We start from the raw sequence: 22,167 nt of genomic DNA on the forward strand, positions 1-22,167 counted from the left end.
TTATTCTTCAAACCTGTACCCGATACCGTGTACCGTTTTAATTAATTCAGGAGTACCGGGATCGGTTTCTATTTTTTTCCTGAGCATGGCAATGTGCTGGTCCAGGGTCCGGGTGGTGCCGCTGTAATCGATTCCCCATATCCTGTTGAGCAGGGTGTCCCGGTCCAGCACTTCCCCGGGATGGGCGGCAAATAGCCGGATCAGTTCAAGCTCCCGCTTGGAGATATCCCAGTCGGTTTCGGGGCCGGTCAGCTTGTAGGTCTTGGGGTTGACCGTGAATTTGGCAAAGGGGAAAGGCTCTTTCTCCGCGACGTCAGTCACCGGCGCTGGCGGGAGGGCCCTGCGGAGCACCGCCTCCACCCGGGCCAGAAGTTCATGGATGCCAAAGGGTTTGGTGATGTAGTCGTCGGCCCCCAGTTTCAGCCCCACGACCTTGTCGATCTCCTCGCCCTTGGCCGTGAGCATAATCACGGGGACGGCGGAATCGGCAACGCGGACGGCCTGGCAGACATCATAGCCGCTTTTTTCCGGCATCATCACATCCAGCAGGAGTAGGTCGGGTTCTTCTTGTTCAAACAAAGCGAGAGCGCGTGCGCCGTCTTCGGCCTGGATGACCCGGTATCCTTCGCTTTCAAGGGTGTCTGCCAGCCCGATTCTGATGTGGGTATCGTCTTCAGCCACAAGTATTTTAATCTTTTTCATTGTGTGGAATCCTTATGGTAAAGCATGCGCCCCGGCTCATCTCCGCTTCCTGGTGAGGGGCGCAGTCCGGGTCCAGATAAAGGTCTCCGCCCTGGTCCCTGAGCATCTGCCTGGCAATACTCAGTCCAAGGCCGGACCCTGGCTTGGCTGCGGTGAGGGAATTGTCAGCACGGTAGAATTTTTCAAAGACCCGGTCTGCGGCAGGAGCTGGAATACCGGGGCCGCCGTCCCTGACTTTTACCAGGGTGTCACCCGCCTCCCGGGCCAGGATGAATGTTATGAATTTTCCCTGGTCCGCGTATTTCAGGGTGTTGTCCATGAGATTGAGTACGGACTGTTCCAGGGCATCCCGGTCGGTGACCACCGGAAAGGGGCCCGGGGCAAAGTCTTTTATGATTTCAAAGCCTGCGTTCCGGAGCCGGATGGCATGGATGCCGATGAGTCCCTCCAGAAAGTCTTTCATGTCAAATGGTACGGGGTTGTATGTTTTTCGCCCCTGTTCCAGGCGGCCGAAATCAAGGAGGTTGTTGATCAGCCGGGTGAGCCGTCCGCTTTCCCCCACAATGACCTCAAGGTAGCGGGCCTGTTTGCTTACATCTTTTATCCGGCCGGACTGGAGGAGTTCCGCATACATGCGGATGCTGGTCAGGGGGGTTTTCAGTTCGTGGGAGACCGAAGCCACAAATGAGGTTTTGTGCCGGGCATCTTTAATTTTGGCCAGGGTGAGGCGGGTGATCATGATGCCTCCGGAGACAATGGCCGTGAGCATCAGTCCCAGAAGGAGCAGGGCCAGGACCATGAACCCCCGGGTGCTGCCGTGGGCTGCATTGCCCCTGTAAACGGAGAGGGACCAGTGGGGCAGGCGGAGGGAGACCGCGAGCCGTCCATCCGGCTCCCCTTCCGCGGCGGCCTCCCCCGACCGGAGCAGGGTGCTGCCGCTGCCGTCGCTGAGGACCAGGGCGGCGCCTTTCTGCCCGGGGGCGGGAAATTCCGATGCCAGCCGGGATAACAGGGTCATCATTTCCAGTTCAACCCCGTACACCGGGCCATTTTCCAGCCGTTGCACCCAGCCCAGGATATAGAGGCGGTTGTCGCTGAACCACGGAATCCATCCCGAGGCATGGGGGGCGGGGGAGGGTTCCCGTGAGAGGGCGTAGAGCCCGGTCCGGGACGCGGGTACCGGGGATTCCTCCATGGCGGCCCGGTTGAAATCAAAGGCCATTTCCCCTGAAAACAGGGGGGCGAACCGGTTGATGAACTGCCGTTCCTCCCGGGTGGCGGCCAGGGACCGCAGGGGATATTCAAGGCCCTTTTTGGGGTGAAGGATAAAGACGTTGCGCACCAGGGGGTTCTGCCGCTCCCACTCAAGGAGCCGTTGTTCAAGGGCATGGGCGGGGATTTCCAGCAGGGCCCCGGTGAGATTGTTCTGGACGGTTTCAATGGTCAGGTCGATGTGGCCGGCAGCGGTCCGGGCTTGGTCCACCAGGGTGGTGATGCGGGCCTGGCGGATCCGCGCCTCTTCAAGGGAAAGCAGCCTGAATGCAATCCCGGCCAGGATCAGGGCGGGCACCATGAGCAGTGCCCAGAATATGAGTATGGATCGTCTGCCGGCCATGGTCTATTTTTTCAACTGCTGGTTTTTCATCTGGTAGGATTTGGTTCTCAGCAGCTTTCTGCTCTTTTTGCTCATGCCTTCGTTTTCCAGGGTATCGGCCTGGGCTTCTGCCTCTTTGGCTTCCTGGATAAGGGCTTCGTCCTTATAGACGGCACCCACTTCCTTGAGCTTGGCTGCCGATTTCCTCAGCTCCTGGGCCGCTGCTGCCGGTTTGCCCTTGTCGGAAAGTTCAATGGCCTTTTCCTGGGCCAGGGCATTGAGGTTGAGCTGGTAGTCCCGGACCACCTTGACATTGGTGGAGGCCTCAACCTTTGCCGGGTCGCTGGAGAATCTGGCCGTGGCCGTCCCCTTTGAACTGCGGTCTGCCATGGCATAGGGGTCGTGGTAGCGGACATGGGCCATGGCCACTTTCATTGACCGGCCGGCCCGGGATTGGGGCAGGCGGACCTCAATGAGGGCGAATTTTTCCTGCCCCCCGTAAAGCTGGTTCATGGACAACTCAATCTGGTTCCCCCGTATCCGGCCTTCCCGTCCGATGATCTCCAGGGGTTCCACCCCGTCGGGCAGGGTGATGGTCAGGACCACCTGTTTGGCCACCACATTGAGGACATTGCCCAGTTCCTCGGCAAAGATCCGGGGAAGGTCGATGCCGGATTCTGCAAAATAGGTGTTGCCGTCACTTTTCTGGGAGAGCTGGGCCATGAGGTCTTCATTGTAGTCATTGCCCACGCCCACGGTGGTAACGGAGATGTGCTCCTTGAACAGGCCCGCCCCCAGGCGTCCCAGGTCTCCGGGCATCCTGGGGCCGACATTGGCCAGGCCGTCGGAGAGCAGCACCACCCGGTGGATATAGTCCCTTTCAATGAATTTTCGGATTTCCGAGGCCCCCTGGCTGACCCCGCCGAAGAGGGCGGTGTTGCCGCCGGATTCAATCCGTTGCACCGTCCGGATGATGGGATTGATGTCCCGCAGCTTCTGGGCCGGCACCAGGGTCTGTACCGTGGTGTCATAGGTGACCAGGGAGAAGACATCCTGATGTCCCAGCCGGGAGAGGGCTTCAATGGCCGCTTCCTTGGCCATCTTCAGCTTGGTCCCGGCCATGGAGCCGGACCGGTCCAGTACCAGGGCGACATTGACCTTGGGGCGAAGCGCCCTGGCCGGTGCCGCAGGGGCGTCTAGGGTGACCTTGAGGATAATGTTCTGGGGACCGCCGGCGGGCAGCACCGAGCGGTCGGTTTCCACCCGGCAGGCCACGGTGGCGGGCAGGGCAGCGGAAGCTGCCGTGGTCATTGCCAGAATAAAAGATATTGCCAGAATTGAGAATTTAATCTTCTGCATGGGTCGTCTCCTTGTATTGAGTTAATGCTTTTTGACCAAAAGTGCAAGGTGCACCTTATGATCAATTCCATTTACGGCCCAAGCATACCCGGTCCGGCAGAATCATGTGTCAAACCGGGGTAAAGAACTTGTAAAAAAGATGTAAAAAAAGAACGTTATTGGGCGGGATCGGGGGCATCATCCTCGCTGCCGCTGTGCTTTCTCCTGCAGTTGGGGCTGTCGCTGGCGTTGGCCATGTTGAGCAACCGCTCCACCGTGATGCTGTCCAGGCAGTTGAACATGGCGTTGGAAGCTTCCACCCAGACCCAGCGGGAGAGGCAGTCGCCGGCCTTGTTGCAGACGCCGCAGGCATTTTTCTGGTCTTCGGCGCAGTCGGTGATCTGGTGGTGTCCCTCCAGGGTGCGGACGATGTCGCCGATGGTGATGTCAGCGGCGGGCTTGGCCAGCATGTGACCGCCGGAGGCCCCCCTGAGGCTTTTGATCAGGCCGGCTTTTTTTAATTTGACCGTGAGCTGTTCCAGGTATTTGAGGGAAATATTCTGGCGTTTGGAAATATCACTCAGGGGGACGGGTTTTTCAGCCCCGTAGACCCCGAGGTCCAGGATCAGTCTTGTGCCGTACCGGCTTTTGGTGGTGAGCCTCATAACAATGCGTACCTATGGGTAAAGGGTGTGGCGCTATCCGGCGGCAGGGTGTGGCAGCCGGACAGCGCGGCCCGTGTTTCTATTTGATACTACATATCCTCTTCCTGGGGTTTCAGGTGGTCGGGAATATCCAGCATTTTGATGATCAGGGGTTTGAGAAAAGACCATTCAATACCGATTTCAAATTCTTCTTCAAGGTCCCGGATGGCATCCCAGCAGTTATGGCAGGGGGCAATGACCAGTTTGGCCCCCGTGGCCAGGATCTGGTCCCGCTTCACCTTGAGACCGACATTCCTTTCTTTTCTGAAATAGCCGATACCGTTGAATCCGCCGCCCCCGCCGCAGCAGAAATTGTTCTGGCGGTTGGGGTCCATGTCGATGAAATATCCGGGTTCGACAATATAGGATACAATCTCCCGGGCCGTATCCCTCAGGCCGTGGTTCCTCACATAGTTGCAGGAATCCTGGAGGGTGCAGGGAACTTTTATCCGTTTGGACGGGTCGATTTTCAGTTTGCCTTCTCTCAATGCCTCTGCCAGCCATTCAATGTAGTGGATGGATTCCGCCGGGGGCCTTCCGTCTTCCCGGCCTGCCCAGTAAGGGCCTTCAACCACGCTTGCCCTGTGGGCATGGCCGCATTCGGTCCCCACCATCCGTCTGGGTTTCAGCCGTCCCATGGCGTCGTATACACTTTCCACCTGCATTTTGCAAGCGGCCCAGTCACCGGCGAACATGGCCAGGGAGGTCTGCTCCCAGCCCTTGGAGGGGATGGTCCAGTTTTCACCGGCAATGTGGAAGAGGATGGCCGCCTCGGCCAGGTCCTCGGGGTAATGCTTGGCTTCCCTGGCGTTGACCGTGTACATGATGTCGGCCCCTTCCACGTCCACGGGGACAGTGAGGCCGGGATAGTCGTCTTCGTATTCTTCCACCATCCATTCAAAGGTGTCCACGTAGTCTTCGCTGGAGATGTCCATCTGGGCGTTGTAGACCCGGTGCATCCCCGCACCGATTTTCATCTCCCAGGGGACAAACCCCTGCTGGTAAAGCAGGCCGCGCAGGTAACCGAACATGATGCCGGTGTCGATGCCGTGGGGGCAGTACATGCCGCAGCGGTTGCAGCAGGTGCACTGGCTCCAGGCCACCCGCATGGCGTTCCGCATGAATTTATTGTCCACCTTTCCCTTGCGCTTGATGATCTCGCCCAGGGTGGACTGGATCTTGTAGGCGGGGACCTGCTTGGGGTCCCGCTTGTTGGCCAGGTAGAGGAAGCATGAATCGGCGCACATGCCGCAGTGGGCACAGATTTCAAGCCAGGTGCGGATGCGGGACTTGCAGGTTTTCTGGATGGTTTCCCAGAGCAGGTCCGTGTCCACCTCTATATGTTTCATTTCCTCGTAGTATTTTGCACCGCTTTTGTCCGCCAGCAGGGTGGTGATCCCTTCTGCGGTATCAATGGGTTTCTTGTTGCAAAGCGTTCCTTCAGGCATGGAATATTCTCCTTAAGTGTTTGGCGTCTTTAAACCTTTGGGTTACCAGGCCATGGGCGTGCCCTTGAGGCCGCCGCGTTTGATGCCGAAATCCATTCCAAGCTGTGCACGGGAAGCAAAGAACAGGAATACATGGGACAATTTGGTAAAGGGAATGGCCAAAAGAACCAGTTCTCCTGCGAGGATGTGCATGTTCAGCCAGAACCCGTAGTCTCCCACCTGGTACCGGGCCAGAAGGCCGGTGGCAAAGGGGAGGAAGGAGAGCAGGAGCACCCCCCAGTCGGATTTGTCGGTCAATATCCTCACTTCGGGGAGCACCAGCCGGCGCAGTGCCATGAAGGCCAGGCAGACAATGGCGATCCAGGAGATGAGGTCCGCGGCGCCGCTGCCCATATAGGGCAGGGAAAAGCCGATTTTTTCCTTGAGAAATACCGAATGGCCGGCCAGGAACAGCGGGATGGCCACCGCTCCGATGTGAAAGCCGAAAAAGGCCGCCGCCATCACCGGCTGCTGCCGCCACCCGTAAGTGCCGTAAGGGATGAGCCATTTATAGATGGAGCGCAGTGCCCCTTTCAGCCCCATCATGGGATATTTTTTATAGGCCACCCGGTCCAGCTGCCAGTTCAGCCCGGTGAAATATTTGTAAAACCGGACGATCATTCCGATGATACAGACCCCCAGGGATATATAAAACAGGGGTCCGGTTAGTAATCCGTGCATCATTGCCTCCATATCTTGTTGGTGCTTGAACGAAAATTCACCCATCTGCCGCGTTGCTGCACAAGGTTGAAATCCTCACGTACTTCAGTACGCTCCGGTTTCAAACTTGCTTGCGCCTTGCATCTGGGCAAATTTTCGCCCAAGCACAGGTGTTCATCCTGCAAGTAGATTGATTGATATATTTTTTTATTCCGCATGCCCTAATCGTCATCCCGGTCGGTGAGGTAGAGCCAGTACACCGGCATGAAGATCAGGATACCGGCCATCACCAGGTAGGTGATGCCCTTGGTAAATGTCATAAAGTCGTGGAGTGTGAAAAATTCCATGGTGTCTCTCCTTATTAATGCTCGTCTTTGTATTCGGGATGTTCATATAAAATTGGCATTTTGGCCGTGATGAAACGGTATACGGTAATGCCGACGAATACGACGAAGAGGGTGATGCCGATTTCAGACAGGCTGGGGAAGTACCGGTCCGCGGCGGGCAGATGGTAGTTGAAGGCCACCAGGGAAACGTTGAACCGGTTCAGGACAATGCCCAGGACGGTCCAGGCTGCGGCAATGCGGATGAACTTCAGGTTCTTTTCCCGGGCCCCCACGGAGTAGAGGATGGCAGGGAAAAGCACAAAGCCGATCATTTCCACCAGGTACCAGGCGCCCCAGCCCGTACCCAGGTAATGCCAGTTGTTGTCCACGGCCAGGCCGATAACCTTGATGCCGAAGTAGCCCATCATGATAAATGAGGCGGCCTTGCCGAATCCAAGGACCACCCCGTCAGCCTCGGCCAGGTGGGTGTCATCCATCTTGTGGTGGAGCCATTTATGGGCCATGGTCCCTTCAAAGATCACCATGGAGAGGCCGGCAAATATGGCGGAGATGAAAAAGTATACGTGCAGGTAACCCGAGTACCAGAGCGGGTGGAGCTTGGAGGGGGCGATCATGAACAGCGCCCCCAGGGAACTCTGGTGCAGGGTGGACAGCACCACGCCGAAGATGGTGAGCAGCAGGGTCAGCCGGACCACAATGGTGCGCAGCTTTTTGAACCCCAGCCATTCAAAGGCCGCCGGGGTCCATTCGATGAAGAGTACGGTCAGGTAAAGGAATACGCAGAGGCCCACTTCAAAGAGCAGGGATGAGGTGCCCTGGGAGACAAAAATGGGGTAGGGCAGTTTCCAGGGGCGGCCCACATCGTAGTGCAGGGCAAAGACCACCAGGGCATAGCCCAGAAAGGCGGTGAGAATGGCCGGCCGGACCGCGGAGTGAAACCGTTTCAGGCCGAAGATATAGCAGGCGGCGGAGGTGGTGAATCCGCCGGCGGCCAGGGCCACGCCGCAGAGCAGGTCAAAGCCGATCCAGATACCCCAGGGATTGTTGTTGTCCAGGTTGGTGACGGCGCCCATGCCCTGGGTGAAGCGCATGAAGGTCAGAACCGCACCCACTGCCAGCACAACCGCCGTAAGTATATTAAAGGGGGTGAACCAATTATAGGGCTCAGGTTGAATTGCTTTATTTTCCTGGGACATTATTTATCCTCCTTACCGGCTTCGGGCGCATCTTCTGAACCGCCTTCGCCGTCAGCGGCAGCTGCCTCTGCTTCCGCCTTTTTGGCGGCCTCTTCCAGGGCCTTTTTCACTTCATTGGCCACGGCGTTCTGCTGTTCCTTGGTCATCTTATCCTTGAGCTGGGCCAGCTGTTTGTTCATTTCGTCTGTGGCCTGGTCAATGGCTTCTTTTACGGCCGCATCCTTTTCCTCTTTGGCAATCTTATCCTTGCGCTGGGCAATGGCATAGACACCGGTGAGAAGAACCGGCCAGAGGCCCACCACGATGGGCACGGCCGCCAGGGCCCCGGAGGTGAGCTGGGGGGCCGGGGTGACGCCTAAATCCTCTCGCATGCCGATCTGGTCAAAGGGGACGCCTGAGAGGTAGAGCCAGGAGGTGCCGCCCATCTCATGCTCCCCGTATACATGCTGGATATAGTTGTCCGGTTTTTCATTGATCCGTTTCCAGGCCAGTTTGATCAGGTCCTTCCGCTTGCCGAAAACCAGTGCCTCTTTGGGGCAGATTTCCACGCAGCCGGGGAGTTTGCCCTCAAGGATCCGGGGGTGGCACATGGTGCACTTGGTGACCTTGGGGGTGATCGGGTCGTTATAGGTGTAGGCCGGCACGTTGAAGGGGCAGGCCACCATGCAGTAGCGGCAGCCCACACAGAGGGATTCGTCATAGATCACGGCCCCTGTTTTGTCTTTTTTGAATGCCTTTACAAAGCAGGCAGAGGCGCAGGCCGGCTCCTGGCAGTGGTTGCACTGGATTTTTGCAAACACCGGGCTTGATTTGGGCCCGGGTTGGGCCGGTTCAAATTTGTTGACCACCGTATACGCGGCTTCGTCGGTCCTGCGCCGGGTGTCCAGCACTTTAAGGTCGTCAAAGGGTTTTTCGGGTGACCCCAGTTCATTGACCTCGTTGCAGGCCTTTTCACACTGCCGGCATCCGATGCACTTGGTGCTGTCGTGGAGGACGCCGAAGCTGTCCGGGTAGCCTTCAAAGTGCTTGTTGGATGCGGCATGGGCAATGGACCGCACGCCGGTTGTGGCGCCGAGGGCTGCGGTGAGGCAGCCTAAAAATTTTCTTCGGGAAATAGCCATAAATCCACCTTTATATCTCTAAATACGCTTATTTTATTATTTTTTTTCGTGGCATTTGGTGCAGTCCGTGGGCAGTACGCTTTTGACCTCCATCTTCTGGTGGCAGGTAATGCACTGGCCGTGGTAGGCCCCTTTTAGCCCGGGTTTGCCCGTGGCAATATCCGGCTCTTTGCTGTGGCAGGAGGCGCACTGGGGCGGTGTCATGGTGGCCGGGCTGTTGTGGTGGCAGCCGGCGCACATGGTCAGGTCGCTCTTATGGAAGGATTTTCCCATGGCATTGTCGCCGACCTGCTTGAAAATGGCTTCCACCACGGCGCGGTGGGGGAAGCTGGAAGGCTTGTACTCCTCAGCAATGGTCTTGATTTCAACGGTTTCAGGGATATCTTCCAGATTGACTTTTGTGTAGGTTTTGGCTGCCAGGGCGTCTTTGGCCAGCCGGGCTTTTGCATGGGTGTCGTTGAGGGTCTCCGCCGGGGTGGATTTGACATCCACGGAATGGCAGGCGGCGCAGTCCTGGTCCTTAAAATCCTTTTCAGGCATCTGGGCATGGCAGCCGGCGCATTCCTTGGCGGTTTTTATCTCATTGTGGCAGCCGATGCAACTCTGGGCAGAACCGCTGTTGTGCATGGCATCGGCCAGCTTGATATATCCGCCCTGGGCATCTCCCTTGGCCGTATGGCAGGACGCACACTCGTTCAGGGTGTCATGGTGGCAGGTCTTGCAGCTGATCCCTTTTTCCTCATGGAGTTTATGGTTAAAGGGCACGGCATCCATGTGGGCGGCTACCATTTTCTTATTGGCTGCTTCATCCTGGCCCAGGTCCTTGAATCCGGTCATCAGTGCCTGGTCAGGCTGGTTCCGGTCCAGCCTGGGCATGGCGGTGTGCTGTTTGATTTTTTTCTGGTTTTCTGCATCGTGGCAGCCGGCGCATTCAACGGGGCCGCCTTTTTCAGCATCCCCGGCCATGGAGAGATGGCAGACTACGCAGGAATCGTGGGCGGCCTGGCGGGCCGGCCTTACTCCGTTTTCCGGCATCTGGTCGTCTGCCGTTTCTTTGTGGCAGTAGACACAGGCCGATTCCTTGCCCTTTTCATAAAAGGTGGTTTTGGCCTTCATGTTTGCACTGTGGTGGCAGGCGCTGCAATTGGCCCGCTGGTCTTTGTCGGCGGGTTTGACGGCCTTGGCTGTTTCATGGGTGTAATGAAGGGACCGGTCAAATTTAATTTTAACCCGTGAGGAGGCGGCCCCGGGGTCGGCAGTGTGGCAGGTCCGGCACTGGGCCTCCAGGGGGCCCTGTTTCCCGGATTCTCCTTTCATCTCTGCGTGGCAGGCCACACAGTTTTCATGGTAGAGGTCCATATAGGCCTTGCCGCTGAGTGTTGAGGTCCGTTTGAATTTGAAGACAATCTTTCCCTCTTTGGCCTCATGGCATTTGCTGCACTGGCCCTCTAGGGCGCGGGAATGCAGGTCATGCTTGAAAAATACAGGCGGCATGTCCTTTACGTCCGCGTCATCAGGGTTTTCCACAGGCGGAATGTCGATGACCAGTATATCCGGCCGCATTTCACCCGGTTCCTCCATGAGTTTGGCACTGGCAAAAACAATGAGAGGAAATAAACATAAACATGCTGCCGTTCCCAGCAACAGGCGTAAAGACCTTTGTTTTAACATAACCCGATCCCCATTATTGGTATTAATGGGCAGGCAGTTTTGCCTGCCCCCTGTTTGTAATTGGTAATTTCCCACTAAATTCGTAGGGATTCATGTTAATGAAAAATACAGCCATTTGTCAATGAAAAAGTATGATCAGGTATTCAGCTAAGGTTTTATTTTTACAAGCAAACGTTTAGTAATAAAAAGGGCAGGGCGGAAGAACGGGTGGGGGGAGGACAGCGGTCCCGGTTCCCCCCTTGCAGGCGTCATCCGGGACGCGAAATGGGCCATGCCATCGGCGCTGTGCTATCGCAGGAACTGAAGCTCCGGAATGGGGATCAGTTTTTTGCCCGGGGCCAGGCAGACCAGTTCCAGGGTACAGGAGACGGCGGGCTTTGATCCGCCGGGCCGCCAGGCCTCGTGGGTGAAGACCACCCGGTAGGGGCCGTCTTTTTCCCAGGAGGTCCGGATGTCCAGAAGGTCGCCGAATACGGCGCCGTCGTTGAAATTGAGGCTGGTTTTATATACGGCAAACCCAATGCCTTCCTCGTGCCACATCCGGGCCAGTTCGGCCACGCCGATGATATCTTCCCGGGCCCGTTCAAAGTATTTAAGGTAGTTGGCATGGTAAACCACCCCTGAGTGGTCTGTATCTTCGTAATATACCTGGGCCTTGAAATGGTGGGTGCCCCTGTCTGCTTCCGTCATGTGTGTCCTTAAAATATTTAATTATTTAACCGGCCCCCTGGGTTCAGTCCATTCTCTTTCCATATGGGGCCGGGAGTGTTAAAATGGCCTATCTTAAAGCCTGGTGCCGCCGATTACAAGCCCGCGGTTTAATCCGGACGGGCAGACAATACGAACCGAGATCCTTTTTTGACCCAAGGAGGTTTATCATGGCCGACAACACCCCCAGACTCCAGGACGCCCTGGATGTATTCGATGAAGGCATTTACATTGTCAATGAGGATTATACCGTCGAATATATGAATAAGTTCATGAGGACCTATTTCGGAGAGGGGGTGGGGAAAAAATGCTATGAAGTGCTCACCGGGGAGGATCAGCCCTGTGAGTGGTGCCGGCATGAGAAGGTGTTTAAAAAACAGGAAGCCCACCGCTCAGAAGTCTATGTACCGGCAGTGGGCAAGACCTTTGACGTGAATGAACTGCCCGTGACCAACCGGGACGGCACCCGGGCCAAGCTTTCCATCTACAGGGATATCTCGGACGTCGTGGCCCAGAAGGCCAAACTCAAATCTTCCCTGGCCTCCTACCAGCGGCTGTTCAGGCATGTGGGGTGCGGTGTGTTTATTTCCTCCAAGGAGGGGCGGTTCCTGGATGTGAATCCGGCCCTGCTGAAGATCCTGGGGTATGAAGACAAGGATGAGTTCCTTTCCCTGGATTTGGCGACGGATGTTTATCTCCGGCCCGAGGACCGCCTGCGGTACCAGCGGACCATAGAGAAAAAGGGGCAGGTTGTGGGCTATGAGGTCCGGTGGCGGAGGCGGGACGGCCATATCCTCCATATCCTGCTCACCTCCAACGTCCGGTACGGAGAAGGGGGGGAGGTGCTTGGATACGAAGGCATTGTGGTTGACCAGACCCGGAGAAAACTCAGTGAAAACCAGCTCTGGGAGGCCCATAATTTTCTGGATAACATCATCTCCTGTTCCCCCAACGCCATCATGACCATGGAGATGGACGGGGTGATCACCCTGTGGAATGAGGCGGCGGAAAAGATGTTCGGCTATGCCGCCGAAGAGGTGGCGGGCCTGATGAATATCCGTGACATTCTGGGCAGCGAAACCACCGGCAATGTACTTGAGATGATGCGGGATGCCGGATACGGGGGCAAGGGCCGCCTCAACTCTTTTTCCCTGACCATGGAACTGGCCGGGGGAGCGCGCCTGGAAGGCAATCTTTCCGCCGGCATGATCTATGACGGTAAGGGGCGGGAACTGGCCTGGGTGGGGCTGTTTGTGGATCTCAAGGAACGGCTCCGGACCGAACGGGAACTCTCCGAAGCCCGGCAGCACCTGCTTCAGTCCGAAAAACTGGCGGCCATGGGGAGGCTTACCTCCCAGATTGCCCACGAGCTGAACAACCCGTTGTTCGGGATCATGAATACCCTGGAATTAATGAAAACCGAAATACCGCCTTCCAATAAGCGCCGGAAACTGTTGGACATGTCCCTGTCAGAAACCATGCGCCTGGCCGAGATGCTCAAAAAAATGCTCTCCTTCTCCAAGCCGGACCAGGAGATCCGCTCGGAGCTGGATATTCATATGGTTCTGGACGAACTCCTGCTGCTGTATGAAAAACGGTTCCGGGAGAACAGCGTGAAGCTCAGGCTCAACCTTACGGAAGCCCCGGCCAGGATCATGGGCTCCAAGGATCAGCTCCGCCAGGTGTTCATCAACCTCTTTTCCAATGCCATGTATGCCATGCCCGACGGCGGTGAACTGAAAATCACCACCGCTGCCAATGCCACTGCCCTGAAAATAACGGTGGAGGATACGGGCACCGGGATAAATTCCAAACACATCGGCAAGATTTTTGATTCTTTTTTTACGACCAAGACCGACAGCGTCAAGGGGGTGGGATTGGGGCTATCGGTATGTTACGGATTCATCAAGGACCACGGGGGGGACATCCAGGTGGCCTCCCGCGAGGGAGAATGGACCCGGTTCGATATTTCCCTGCCCCTGATTTAAACCAGCCTGGACAGGCTGAATCCGGCCCAGACGCCCAACAGGCCGAGGGTAAACTGGATGGCGGCATTCAGGGCCGCCACGCCGGCCTGGCCGTTGCGGATGAAGAAAAAAAGCTCGAATCCGAAGGTTGAAAAGGTGGTGAATCCCCCAAGAAATCCGATGAATATCAGGGCCCGTAACTCAGGGCTGAAGACATCCCGGGTTTCTGCAATTCCGCCCAGAAGTCCGATGACAAAACACCCCGCCACATTGACGATGATGGTACCATAGGGAAGCCAGGCATTTTTGACCAGGCCCAGGCAGATTTCATAGACCATGAACCGGCAGATGGCGCCCATGCCGCCGCCCAGCCCCACCATTGCTAATTTGAACATTATTCCATATCCCAGGTTTATGCGTTAAATGCGTTCAGTTCATCATATCCGCCCATTCATAAAGTAAAACCCCGGGGAATGCCACCTTTAATTTTTTTGTGCTTTGACGGATCCCTGCCTTTATGATATGGCTCAATCTTTTTTTGAAAAAGGAATTAATATAATGATACAGGCATGTTGCCGGACATTCTGCCGTGTTTAAGCTGCAGCCCCATTCCATACGGTTTAAGCTCATTGCCAGCCTTCTGGCCGTGTCATTATTCATTGGATTGCTCTCCCTTCTGGTGGGGGGAAACCTGCTCTACCAGTCCGTGCTGGATGAGGTTAACAACCGGATCCGCCAGGATCTGAACGTGGCAAAGGTGATCTATGAGGGCCGGACCGGATCCGTGCGCACAGCCCTGGAGATAACGGTGTCTGCCCCGGGGTTTTATGCCATGGCCGCCTCGGGCGGCCCGGCCGAGGCCTTGCGGGATATCAATCCCCTTTTCAGGAATCTGAAACTGGATTTTTTTGGCATTGTGGATGTCCGCAGGCTTTGCCCCGGCAATCCAAAGAATCCGGGAGGTCCCGCCGGACTGAATCCCCTGGCGGCATACGTGCTCAAACACCGCAAAGGGGTTTCCGGCACCATTGTAATGACCCCGGAACAACTGGCCCATGAGGCCCCCGCCCTTGGGGACCGCGCCGACATTCGTCCGCTCCCGGCCCGGCAGGACGGCATGGTGGGTGGAAATCAGGAGGGCAGAACCGGTGCGGGGCTTCCGGGGCTGGCCATCGGCGCTGCCGTTCCCATCATGAAGGACGGCTGCATGGCCGGTATCATCTACGGCGGATTCCTGCTCAACGGGGATACGGCCATTGTGGATAAGATTAATGAGACAGTATTTGAAAATGAAGTGTACAAGGGCCGGAATCTGGGCACGGCCACCATCTTTTACCGGGACCTGAGGATCGCCACCAATGTGACGGATGCAGACGGAAACCGGGCCCTGGGCACCACCGCCTCTCCGGAGGTGTCCCGGACAGTGCTTGAAAAGGGGCAGCGCTGGACGGACCGGGCAAAGGTCCTGGATGACTGGTATATCACCGCCTATGAGCCCATCACCGACATCGGCGGCAGACGGGTGGGAATGTTTTATGTGGGGGTGCTGGAGGCCAAATACCGGGATGTCCGGGAAAAGGCACTGGCCGTATTTGCGGCTATCACCCTGGCCGGCATGGCCATTGCCATGGGACTGGGCTGGCTGTTTACAGGGCGGATCATGCGGCCGGTGAGCCATTTGATCCGGGCCAGTGCCGAAATTTCCGGCGGTAATTTTTCCCCGGATATCGGTCCCATTTCCAAGGATGACATCGGCCTGCTCCAAAAGAAATTCTTGTCCATGACCCGGGCCCTTAAGCGGCGGGAACACAGGCAGCAGGTGGAAAGCCAGATCCAGCTCATCCAGTCTGAAAAACAGGCCAGCGTCGGCAAGCTGGCTGCGGGGGTGGCCCATGAAATCAACAATCCCCTGACGGCGGTACTGACCTTTACCCATCTGATTCTTCGCCGCAAGGATCTGGCCCAGGAGGTCCGGTCAGATCTTGAAATCGTTGCCGCCCAGACCGAGCGGGTCCGGCGGATCGTTAAAAGCCTTCTGGATTTTTCCAGGCAGTCGGCCCTGGCCCCGGAATCAACGGATCTCAACCGGTTGATTTCAGACACGGTCCGGCTGATGAAAAACCAGGCCCTGATCAAGGGCATTGATCTTTCCTTTCACCGGGATGACCGGCTTTCCCCCCTGACCCTGGACCGCAACCAGTTCCAGAGCGTACTCATCAATATCATTCTCAATGCCCTGGATGCCACCGGCTCCGGCGGGAAAATCGAGCTGTCCGTCAACCCTAACTCTTCGGAAAAAGGGGGGGCGGTCATCCGGATTTCAGATACGGGCTGCGGGATCCCGCCCGAGCACATTAACCGGCTTTTTGATCCCTTTTTCACCACCAAGGATGTGGGCAAGGGGACCGGCCTGGGACTTGCCGTTTCCGCCGGTGTGATTCAGCGCCACGGCGGCACCGTCAAGGTCAGATCCGCCGTAGGCGAGGGAAGCACCTTTATTATCCGGCTGCCGGAAAAACCCGCCGAGAAAAAAACACGGGAAAGGTAATAACACAGGCATGAATATTTTAATCATTGATGACGACCCCATTGTTGTCCACAGCTGCTGCCGGATTCTGGAAGCCGAAGGCATAAAGGTGATGACGGCCGCCGATGTGGCATCGGGTATTCAGATGCTCAGGCAGGGGCGGTTCGACCTGGTGATCACCGACATTAAGATGCCGGGACGGGACGGATTCGACCTGATCCGGACGGTAAAGGCCGTCACCCCTGAACTGCCCGTTTTAATGATGACAGGCTATCTGACCGGGGAAACCGTGGCAAGGGGGCGGCAGGCGGGTGCCGACCAGTGTATTGCCAAGCCCTTTACCCCGGAGGAACTCGTGGCGGCGGTGAATGCCCAGGTAAGGCACTGAGAGTAAAAATACAATAGCAAGGAGAAATAAACGTGGCACAGACGATGTTGATAATAGATGACGATACGGCCGTACTGGCATCCTGCCAGCGCATTTTTGCGGAGGAGGGGTTTGAGGTGACGACCACGACCAACCCCCTTGAGGGCCTGGATATGGCAAGGCATAAACCCTATTCGGTGATCCTCTGCGATTGGAATATGCCCGAACTGGACGGCATGGATGTGGTGGCGGCCCTGGAAACCCATGCCCCGGAATCCGCCGTGGTCATGATTTCCGGCTACCCCAGCGTGGGGCGGGCGGCCGAGGCCATGAAGCGCGGGGCCATGGATTACCTGGCCAAGCCCTTTACCCCGGAGGAAATCTGCGATGCCGTCCGCAGGGCCATGGCCGGAAAACTGGACCGGGAGAAAAGGGCACTGGGCCGGTTTGAAAAGATTCTGGATAAATTTCCCACCCAGGGGGTGGACGACAAGGGGCCCAAGATCATTGCCGAGACCGTTGCCCAGACCGTGGGGGTGGCCAAGGCCACCTCTCCATGGCTCTCATTGTTTGTGCTGGGGGTGATGGCCGGGGCCTATATCGGGTTCGGCGGCCTTTTTTCCATGTCCGTAACCTTTGACATGGCCCCGGTGGGAATGAAAAAACTGGTGGCGGGCGGCGCCTTCAGCATCGGCCTGATGCTGGTGGTCATTGCCGGGGCCGAACTGTTCACCGGCAACAATCTCATGGTTTCCAGCGTGGTCACAGGCCGGGTCACCTGGCAGAAGGTCCTGGCCAAATGGGGGCTGGTTTATACGGCCAATTTCATCGGTTCCATCATTCTGGCCCTGCTTTTTTACTACTCCGGTCTCTGGAAAACCGGGGGCGGGGCCCTGGGGGAAACAGCCGTGAAAATTGCCCATGCCAAGGTCAACCTGGACTTCGGAGAAGCCTTTATCCGGGCCATCGGCTGTAACTGGATGGTCTGCCTGGCCGTGTGGATGGCCCTGGCCGCCCGCCAGATCGTCTCCAAGATCTTTGCCATCTTCTTTCCCATCATGGCCTTTGTGGCCATCGGGTTCGAGCATTGCATCGCCAATATGTTCTTTATCCCTGGGGGGGTCTTTCTGGCTGGCTGGGCCGGCATTGCCCCGGCCGGGGTGGATGTCTCCACCCTGACCTGGTCGGCCTTTGTGGTCAACAACCTGATCCCCGTCACCATCGGCAATACCATCGGCGGGGTGCTCTTCGTGGGCCTGGGGTATTGGGGCGCCTACCTGAGGCCGTCCCGCTAACCTCTGTAAAAATGCGGGTCCGGAGCAGGGCGTATTTTCTTTGTAAAAACCGGGGTGGACGGTCAGGAGACGGCTTCATGGCGCCTTCCTCCGCCCCCCCCCAGTGCCGTTCAGTTCCTGCCCTTCAGGGTATGGCAGTCCGCAACTCAAAAGCCGCTTACACCCCTCCCCGCCCAAGGCTTGCACACCGAGTTTTTGACAAACCTACCTGTCATTTGAAAATGACAATAAGCAATATAATAATGAGTCTATTGTATCGATTAGCTTTTTGGAAATTAGGGATACCAATGTCTGAAATGTATTCTTCATTTTCTTTTTTTAATACCAAATCCACAATGCAAACATTGGCTTGTATAGAGGCCTGGTCCAACACCATTATATGTAAACATTTTATGGCATTTGGGGCATTGGTATGCTGTTATTTGAACAAAAATCCGACCGATAATATAGAGGTATATTAAAAGATACAATAGTGTTAAAGGCGATTCACCTATTGCTGCTACTATAAAAGAACTGATCGGAATAGAGAATAGCACGAGTAAAGATTTATCACGCCTTTTTTTAAAAAAAGATTTCAACTCACTTTCTGCCTTATCTGTATTTGGATTCAATACTTTTCACCACATTGTTCACATTCGTTTTTCAAAAAAGAGAATTCAGGAAGATCCCCTCCGCTAATCATGAATAATGCCAATAATGCAATTAAAACAATTGGGAAAAGAATTACCCCAAGCAGCGTTAATGCCCAAGATAATGCCTTTTTGCGTTTTTGAGCATGAGAGCATTTTGGACAGATAATTAAATTACATGATTTACAATAAGTTTTCGTACTTAATGGCTTTTTACATCTTGGACAATACATATTGAAATGAATTCTTGTTATCTTAGAACTTGATAATTATTTCCCATTTGAAAAATCAACTATAGTGGAGATTCAACTTACTTTTTAAATTGATTGCAACCCCGTAGCCAAAAAATCCAGATAATAAAGTATTAAATGTAACGTGAAGTTCACTTGTGGCGTTTAATAATTGCCGCAGCTTAATAAACACAAAAATGGTTCTATAAATATTGAAGTTTCCAACCGCTGTGGAGCAAGCCATCAAGTGAAACGTGATGTTAGCCGTCTGTTTTAAGAATATTTTCTTTTAGAATGCCTTCTGGAAGTTCACCTTCCGATATGTACTTAAAGCCATAGCCTACTGTATGAGAAGGCAAACCGACTGCTTTTGCCAAAGCATCGTGGCGTTCAACAGCAAAAACAAAATCCAAATCTCCATCCCCAGATGCCCTTAGCACGTCTTCAATAGATTTTTCATTGGGGTTCTGTCCCATAAGTTCAGAAAGAAGCTTTGCATTACCACCTTCAGGTTCCATTTCGTCAGATTCAGGATCAAAGTAACCGGGGCAAGAATCATATTCGTCGACTTTTTCGCCATTTGACCATAACTCGTATGCAAGGATATCATCATCATGATTCAACATCCCAATTGCAGGGCATGAGAAGTTCTCTGAGAGTTCACGAAGAAGAGCTGAGATATGATTTGTATTTTGTTCATCACATATCTCCTCATAGATTGTGCAAAAGTCTTCAGGTCCAACAATAATATAGGCTGAGAGATTATTAGATTTTAAAAAATCGATAATTTCATGACTTTTCGCCTTTCGAGTAGTGATATTAACATAGAAGTTTCCCATTTTTTCCTCCACGACTAACGAAAAATTCACAGGCTGGCGGGGAATACCGACAGACGTGAATTTAAGAAAAAGTTTATAAAAACAGCGCACTTCAAAAAGCGGCGCTGTCCAGCCAGTCCAGTGGAATGCCATGTTCTGGCTATTCACTGCCTGTTAATTGATTGTACTTCTCTTGGTGCCGATCTGCGAGTTCTTTAGGTAGCTGCAAATCAATTTCTTCCCGCAATTCATATGGGTCTTTTTCGACACCAATTAGATCCTGAGTCCAGTTCGTGCCTGCCAACACTCCGTCACCACTCATGCCCGGTAGCCAGCGAAATAAAAAATCGAATAAATCCATAGAAGCTTCTTCAAACTCAGGAAATGTTTCCTTCTTTGCCCTTGTTGCATAAGCACGATCAGACCAAAAAAGAAGAATTGTAGTTTCTTCATCTTCATTAGATACTGAGTTTGCAACTCCATCAGGATGAGAAAGATACCAAACAATTTCACTTTCAACTATGCGCCGAACGAATCTTTCGTGATTTGCATTACAAGTTGCTTGATCAAGTAATCTCATTATTTCCTTTGAGCCAGAACGATTAGATCACAATTCCAGAGGGGTAAGCGAAGCGTCCCTCTGGATATTGTGCATCTGCTAGTTGGAATCATTTTTCTTCTTGATTAATTCTCTTTTCTAGGGCATCCACACATTCATTCAAAAATGTCCTGAGACATTCAGTGGAGCAAAAGTACGCATTCGCTTGTCCACCAAAAACATCCCGAAAAATGTCAACATAACATCCTATTTCCCTATGTTCTCCTTCACCAGAGTCATGGGCACCGTGCCAGCCAATGTTCAAGAATCCATCCATATTGTCAGATGGTCCTCCACTGTCATCTTTTCGATTCATTAATAAAGCGCCAGCGCTAAGAACTGCAAATGAATGTGGCTCAAATACTTTTCTTTTTCCACAAATTGGACATTTTGGTTCTTTTGGGAAATGGCTTTGGGTTTCTTTTACAACTGGTAGTTTCATTTTTTGTTATTCCAACAATATATTGTGTGGTTCTGTATATTCCCTTATTATCCAGTTTTTAACTGTATATCCTGAAAATTTGAATGTTATCCAACCAATTCAGACAGGTTGGTCCAAAAACGAGAATCAACAATATTGGAGATTATCTTGATCTGCACTTGGAATGCAAGAGGAAAGGTATTGTTTTAGAACGCGGGCAACTGGTTATGGTTTATCTGGGTGACTAGGCCGTGGTGCGGGGGAACGATGGAGTGGTGTATGAACTGCCGGCTGCCAGGACGGCGAAGACGGCAGTTCATTCACTGCATTCCCGGTCAGGACGACCGGGAATGCTTAAACGGAATCGTTCCCCCGTGCCGCGGCCGGGTTCTGCCCGTTGACCAAAAAATAATAAAACGCGGTTCAACCGGTACCCCCTTTTTTTATCGTGTCTGAATGCGTATGCCCTGACCCTTCAGGGTTTTTGATTGCAAAAAATTGAAAATATAGTATAACTAACGGCTTTTATGTGAATTTTACACACCTGGCATCAATGAATGCCGGGTTTTTTATTTTATGTACCAAAGGAATAAACCATGCAGCTTAACTGTGGAATCGTGGGGCTTCCCAATGTCGGGAAATCCACAATATTTTCGGCCCTGACCTCTGCGCCGGCAGAAGCGGCCAACTATCCGTTCTGTACCATAGAACCCAATGTGGGAATCGTCAGTGTCCCCGACACAAGGCTTGAGATGATCACCCGGTATATCAAACCCCAGAAAGTGATTCCGGCGGTTGTGGAGTTTGTGGACATCGCAGGCCTTGTTAAAGGCGCATCAAAGGGTGAGGGATTGGGCAACAAGTTTCTGGGCCATATCAGGCAGGTCGGCGCCATCATTCATGTTGTCAGGTGCTTTGACGACGATGATGTGGTTCATGTTGACGGCAGGGTCGATCCGGTAAGCGATATTGAAACCATCGGCATCGAGCTCGCCCTGGCCGACCTGGAAACGGTCAAAAAAAGGCAGGACAACCTTGTAAGACTGCTGAAGTCCCATGATAAAAAAATATCAGAGCCGGCCAAGGCTGCCGAGCCTGTCCTGGAAATGATTGCCCGGGCGCTGGAAGAGGGGCTGCCGGCAAGAAGCGTGGAACTTGACGAAAGCCAGAAAAAATGTGTTGCCGATCTCCATCTGATCACCATGAAGCAGCAGTTGTACTGCTGCAATGTGGGAGAGGATGATCTTGGAGAGGACAATGAGTATGTCAAAAAGGTCCGGAAATACGCTGAAACAGACGGCTCAGAGGTGGTTGTTATTTCCGGCAAGATGGAATCGGAAATCGCCTCTCTGGATTCAGATGAAGAAAAAAAGGAATTCCTGGAGGCCGCCGGATTGGAGGAGTCCGGCCTCGACCGACTGATACGAAAAGGTTACGCCATCCTGGGGCTGAAAACTTATTTTACCGCAGGCGAGAAAGAGGTCAGGGCATGGACATTTCCCGAAGGCGCCAGGGCGCCCCAGGCCGCCGGCATCATCCATACCGATTTCGAGCGCGGTTTCATCAGGTCCGAAGCCTACCATTGTACAGAGCTTTTCCAGTTCCAATCCGAGCAGAAACTCAAGGAAGCAGGGAAACTGCGTCTCGAAGGCAAAGAGTACCAGGTCTGTGACGGTGATGTCCTGCATTTCAGATTCAACGTATAGCCGCTGTTGCCAAGGGTCGGAATTGGCGGTTTTTCCAAGACCCGCATGAAGAATGATTCAAGAAGATAATCAAGTGTGAAA

The 22,167-nt window shown here is 54.1% G+C and carries 19 protein-coding genes; 5 read left to right on the top strand and 14 right to left on the bottom strand.

Annotated features, from left to right (window positions below; translation table 11 throughout):
- The 10 genes from HUN04_19665 to HUN04_19710 form a co-directional block, all read right to left on the bottom strand.
- Entirely contained in the window at positions 1-693 is a 693-nt protein-coding gene (locus HUN04_19665) for a response regulator transcription factor (GenBank protein ID WDP93346.1), read from the bottom strand.
- The gene (locus tag HUN04_19670; protein WDP91806.1) at positions 689-2,317 is read right to left on the bottom strand and encodes a HAMP domain-containing histidine kinase; all 1,629 of its coding nucleotides are present in this window, start codon (positions 2,315-2,317) and stop codon (positions 689-691) included. Before HUN04_19670 ends, HUN04_19665 begins: the two co-directional genes overlap by 5 nt.
- A 3-nt stretch (positions 2,318-2,320) precedes the next feature.
- Positions 2,321-3,655: a VWA domain-containing protein gene (locus HUN04_19675; GenBank protein ID WDP91807.1), complete on the bottom strand. Its 1,335-nt coding sequence runs from the start codon at positions 3,653-3,655 to the stop codon at positions 2,321-2,323.
- Positions 3,656-3,810: 155 nt separating this feature from the next.
- Positions 3,811-4,299, bottom strand: coding sequence for an RrF2 family transcriptional regulator (locus HUN04_19680; protein WDP91808.1), 489 nt, complete (start codon positions 4,297-4,299; stop codon positions 3,811-3,813).
- Between the two features lie 89 nt (positions 4,300-4,388).
- Positions 4,389-5,786 (bottom strand): (Fe-S)-binding protein, encoded by a 1,398-nt coding sequence (locus HUN04_19685; GenBank protein WDP91809.1) that lies wholly within the window; start codon positions 5,784-5,786, stop codon positions 4,389-4,391.
- 42 nt (positions 5,787-5,828) lie between these two features.
- Entirely contained in the window at positions 5,829-6,506 is a 678-nt protein-coding gene (locus tag HUN04_19690; GenBank protein ID WDP93347.1) for a hypothetical protein, read from the bottom strand.
- A 340-nt stretch (positions 6,507-6,846) separates the two neighbouring features.
- Entirely contained in the window at positions 6,847-8,028 is a 1,182-nt protein-coding gene (gene nrfD, locus HUN04_19695) for a polysulfide reductase NrfD (protein WDP91810.1), read from the bottom strand.
- On the bottom strand, positions 8,028-9,143 hold the full coding sequence (locus HUN04_19700) for a 4Fe-4S dicluster domain-containing protein (protein ID WDP93348.1): 1,116 nt from the start codon (positions 9,141-9,143) through the stop codon (positions 8,028-8,030). Before HUN04_19700 ends, nrfD begins: the two co-directional genes overlap by 1 nt.
- A gap of 42 nt (positions 9,144-9,185) precedes the next feature.
- Positions 9,186-10,712, bottom strand: coding sequence for a cytochrome c3 family protein (locus HUN04_19705; protein WDP91811.1), 1,527 nt, complete (start codon positions 10,710-10,712; stop codon positions 9,186-9,188).
- Positions 10,713-11,108: 396 nt separating this feature from the next.
- Positions 11,109-11,510, bottom strand: a complete 402-nt coding sequence (locus HUN04_19710) for a YbgC/FadM family acyl-CoA thioesterase (GenBank protein WDP91812.1) — start codon at positions 11,508-11,510, stop codon at positions 11,109-11,111.
- Between the two features lie 188 nt (positions 11,511-11,698).
- Between HUN04_19710 and HUN04_19715 the strand changes: the two genes are divergently transcribed.
- Positions 11,699-13,516: a PAS domain S-box protein gene (locus HUN04_19715; GenBank protein WDP91813.1), complete on the top strand. Its 1,818-nt coding sequence runs from the start codon at positions 11,699-11,701 to the stop codon at positions 13,514-13,516.
- Here the strand turns inward: HUN04_19715 and crcB are convergent.
- Positions 13,513-13,890, bottom strand: coding sequence for a fluoride efflux transporter CrcB (crcB, locus tag HUN04_19720; protein ID WDP91814.1), 378 nt, complete (start codon positions 13,888-13,890; stop codon positions 13,513-13,515). The two genes, HUN04_19715 and crcB, sit on opposite strands and share 4 nt — an antisense overlap.
- Positions 13,891-14,093: 203 nt before the next feature.
- On the opposite strand from crcB, the gene HUN04_19725 reads away from it, so the two are divergent.
- Genes HUN04_19725 through HUN04_19735 form a run of 3 tightly spaced genes read left to right on the top strand, consistent with a single transcriptional unit; the run spans position 14,094 to position 17,684 of the window.
- Positions 14,094-16,043 carry a cache domain-containing protein gene (locus HUN04_19725; GenBank protein ID WDP93349.1) on the top strand — a complete coding sequence of 650 codons (1,950 nt, stop codon included), beginning with the start codon at positions 14,094-14,096 and terminating at the stop codon, positions 16,041-16,043.
- Positions 16,044-16,053: 10 nt separating this feature from the next.
- Entirely contained in the window at positions 16,054-16,410 is a 357-nt protein-coding gene (locus HUN04_19730; GenBank protein ID WDP91815.1) for a response regulator, read from the top strand.
- A gap of 32 nt (positions 16,411-16,442) precedes the next feature.
- Positions 16,443-17,684, top strand: a complete 1,242-nt coding sequence (locus tag HUN04_19735) for a formate/nitrite transporter family protein (GenBank protein ID WDP91816.1) — start codon at positions 16,443-16,445, stop codon at positions 17,682-17,684.
- A gap of 1,119 nt (positions 17,685-18,803) precedes the next feature.
- Here HUN04_19735 and HUN04_19740 read toward each other — a convergent pair.
- The 3 genes from HUN04_19740 to HUN04_19750 form a co-directional block, all read right to left on the bottom strand.
- The gene (locus HUN04_19740; GenBank protein ID WDP91817.1) at positions 18,804-19,514 is read right to left on the bottom strand and encodes a hypothetical protein; all 711 of its coding nucleotides are present in this window, start codon (positions 19,512-19,514) and stop codon (positions 18,804-18,806) included.
- A 7-nt stretch (positions 19,515-19,521) separates the two neighbouring features.
- Positions 19,522-19,941: a DUF2750 domain-containing protein gene (locus HUN04_19745; protein ID WDP91818.1), complete on the bottom strand. Its 420-nt coding sequence runs from the start codon at positions 19,939-19,941 to the stop codon at positions 19,522-19,524.
- An 88-nt stretch (positions 19,942-20,029) separates the two neighbouring features.
- On the bottom strand, positions 20,030-20,401 hold the full coding sequence (locus HUN04_19750) for a hypothetical protein (GenBank protein ID WDP91819.1): 372 nt from the start codon (positions 20,399-20,401) through the stop codon (positions 20,030-20,032).
- A gap of 575 nt (positions 20,402-20,976) precedes the next feature.
- On the opposite strand from HUN04_19750, the gene ychF reads away from it, so the two are divergent.
- The gene (ychF, locus tag HUN04_19755; protein ID WDP91820.1) at positions 20,977-22,086 is read left to right on the top strand and encodes a redox-regulated ATPase YchF; all 1,110 of its coding nucleotides are present in this window, start codon (positions 20,977-20,979) and stop codon (positions 22,084-22,086) included.
- The last annotated feature ends 81 nt before the right edge of the window (positions 22,087-22,167 follow it).

The organism is Desulfobacter sp. (assembly GCA_028768525.1).
GTDB lineage: Bacteria > Desulfobacterota > Desulfobacteria > Desulfobacterales > Desulfobacteraceae > Desulfobacter.

Excerpts from the sequence above, each read along its gene's own strand:
- HUN04_19750 (WDP91819.1), bottom strand. The coding sequence starts at position 20,401 with ATGAAACTACCAGTTGTAAAAGAAACCCAAAGCCATTTCCCAAAAGAA.
- HUN04_19745 (WDP91818.1), bottom strand. The coding sequence starts at position 19,941 with ATGAGATTACTTGATCAAGCAACTTGTAATGCAAATCACGAAAGATTC.
- HUN04_19680 (WDP91808.1), bottom strand. The coding sequence starts at position 4,299 with ATGAGGCTCACCACCAAAAGCCGGTACGGCACAAGACTGATCCTGGAC.
- crcB (WDP91814.1), bottom strand. The coding sequence starts at position 13,890 with ATGTTCAAATTAGCAATGGTGGGGCTGGGCGGCGGCATGGGCGCCATC.
- HUN04_19690 (WDP93347.1), bottom strand. The coding sequence starts at position 6,506 with ATGCACGGATTACTAACCGGACCCCTGTTTTATATATCCCTGGGGGTC.
- ychF (WDP91820.1), top strand. The coding sequence starts at position 20,977 with ATGCAGCTTAACTGTGGAATCGTGGGGCTTCCCAATGTCGGGAAATCC.
- HUN04_19670 (WDP91806.1), bottom strand. The coding sequence starts at position 2,317 with ATGGCCGGCAGACGATCCATACTCATATTCTGGGCACTGCTCATGGTG.
- nrfD (WDP91810.1), bottom strand. The coding sequence starts at position 8,028 with ATGTCCCAGGAAAATAAAGCAATTCAACCTGAGCCCTATAATTGGTTC.
- HUN04_19675 (WDP91807.1), bottom strand. The coding sequence starts at position 3,655 with ATGCAGAAGATTAAATTCTCAATTCTGGCAATATCTTTTATTCTGGCA.
- HUN04_19715 (WDP91813.1), top strand. The coding sequence starts at position 11,699 with ATGGCCGACAACACCCCCAGACTCCAGGACGCCCTGGATGTATTCGAT.
- HUN04_19730 (WDP91815.1), top strand. The coding sequence starts at position 16,054 with ATGAATATTTTAATCATTGATGACGACCCCATTGTTGTCCACAGCTGC.
- HUN04_19740 (WDP91817.1), bottom strand. The coding sequence starts at position 19,514 with ATGGCATTCCACTGGACTGGCTGGACAGCGCCGCTTTTTGAAGTGCGC.
- HUN04_19705 (WDP91811.1), bottom strand. The coding sequence starts at position 10,712 with ATGCGGCCGGATATACTGGTCATCGACATTCCGCCTGTGGAAAACCCT.
- HUN04_19685 (WDP91809.1), bottom strand. The coding sequence starts at position 5,786 with ATGCCTGAAGGAACGCTTTGCAACAAGAAACCCATTGATACCGCAGAA.
- HUN04_19710 (WDP91812.1), bottom strand. The coding sequence starts at position 11,510 with ATGACGGAAGCAGACAGGGGCACCCACCATTTCAAGGCCCAGGTATAT.